Source organism: Mesorhizobium sp. WSM4828 (genome assembly GCF_055811175.1).
This window is the reverse complement of record NZ_JBVVQK010000081.1, coordinates 1-1673: the sequence shown is the minus strand read 5'-3', so window position 1 is coordinate 1673 and position 1673 is coordinate 1. Positions and strand designations below refer to the sequence as shown.

2 protein-coding genes are annotated in these 1673 nt (G+C 62.8%); both read right to left on the bottom strand.

Annotated features, from left to right (window positions below; all coding sequences use genetic code 11):
* The coding region (gene gfa / locus AC0L2X_RS32335; protein WP_473601198.1) for an S-(hydroxymethyl)glutathione synthase at positions 1–557 on the bottom strand (557 nt) is incomplete at its 3' end.
* A gap of 66 nt (positions 558–623) precedes the next feature.
* A partial coding sequence (locus tag AC0L2X_RS32330; protein WP_473601197.1) for an S-(hydroxymethyl)glutathione dehydrogenase/class III alcohol dehydrogenase occupies positions 624–1673 on the bottom strand: 1050 nt, incomplete at its 5' end.

Sequence of the window (1673 nt, the reverse complement as noted above, 5' to 3'; positions counted from 1 at the left end):
GCGCCGGATCTCTTGGCCGTCCAGGTGGCGATATAGTCCATCAGGCCGGGATTGAGGCAATCATAAGGTTCGAGCCCGATCGACTTCAGCTGTGACCTTATGCCGTCCATGCGGCTCGGATCGACACCGGATTCAATGATCGACGAGACAAAGGCGGTGAAGCCCGGCGGCGACCAGCCGTCTTCCTGGAAGCGCTCCGGATGGATGAAGGACAGCCCCTTGAAAGCGTGGTCGCGCTCGACCGGGCCGTGCATGTGGACGCCGCAGCCCGTGCAGGCATGGCGCAGGATCAGCGCGCCCGGATCGACCACCTTCAGCTTGTCGCCGTTTTCGGTCACCGTCACGTCGTTTGTAGCGGCAACCGCCACGACCGAGAACAGTGCGCCTTCCGGCTTCCAGCATTTGGTGCAGCCGCAGGCATGGTTGTGGGCGATCTGGCCCTTGACCTTCACCTTGACCGGGTTGCTGGTGCAGGCGCAGACCAGCGTCCCGCCGGCAAAATCGGGCCTTTCCCGTGGCAGTCCATTGTCGATTTTAGGATGCAGTTTTTCCGGCATTTTGTCTCCTCCCGTGTTGAACATCTGCATTTTTCGGCCGCTGGTTAGCCGGCGGCTTTCTCCTCCTCAGTAAACCACCACGCTCCTGATCGACTTGCCTTCATGCATCAGGTCAAAGCCCTTGTTGATGTCCTCGAGCTTCAGCGTGTGGGTGATCATCGGATCGATCTCGATCTTGCCGGCCATGTACCAGTCGACGATCTTCGGCACGTCGGTGCGGCCGCGCGCGCCGCCGAAGGCGGTGCCCATCCAGGTGCGGCCGGTGACCAGCTGGAACGGCCGCGTCGAGATCTCCTGGCCGGCGCCGGCAACGCCGATGATGACCGACTTGCCCCAGCCGCGATGCGACGATTCAAGCGCTTGCCGCATGACTTTGGTGTTGCCGGTGCAGTCGAACGTGTAGTCGGCGCCGCCGATCTGGTCGGCGCCGCGCTTGGTCATGTTGACCAGATGCGCCACGACATCGCCGTCGATCTCCTTCGGATTGACGAAATGCGTCATGCCGAATTTCTCGCCCCATGCCTTCTTGTCGTTGTTCAGGTCGACGCCGATGATCATGTCGGCGCCGGCCAGGCGCAATCCCTGGATGACGTTGAGGCCGATACCGCCGAGGCCGAAGACGACCGCCGTCGCGCCTTGCTCGACCTTGGCCGTGTTGATCACAGCACCGATGCCGGTGGTGACGCCGCAGCCGATGTAGCAGATCTTGTCGAACGGGGCGTCGGCATTGACCTTGGCCACCGCGATCTCGGGCAGCACGGTGAAATTGGAAAAGGTCGAGCAGCCCATATAGTGGAACAGCTTGTCCTTGCCGATCGAGAAGCGCGAGGTGCCGTCCGGCATCAAGCCCTGTCCCTGCGTGGCGCGGATGGCGGTGCACAGATTGGTCTTGCGCGACAGGCAGGACGGGCACTGCCGGCATTCCGGCGTATAGAGCGGGATGACATGGTCGCCCTTCTTGACCGAGGTGACGCCCTTGCCGACGTCGACGACGATGCCGGCGCCCTCATGGCCGAGGATCGCCGGAAACAGGCCTTCCGGGTCGGCGCCCGACAGCGTGAACTCGTCGGTGTGGCAGATGCCGGTTGCCTTGATCTCGACCAGCACCTCGCCATC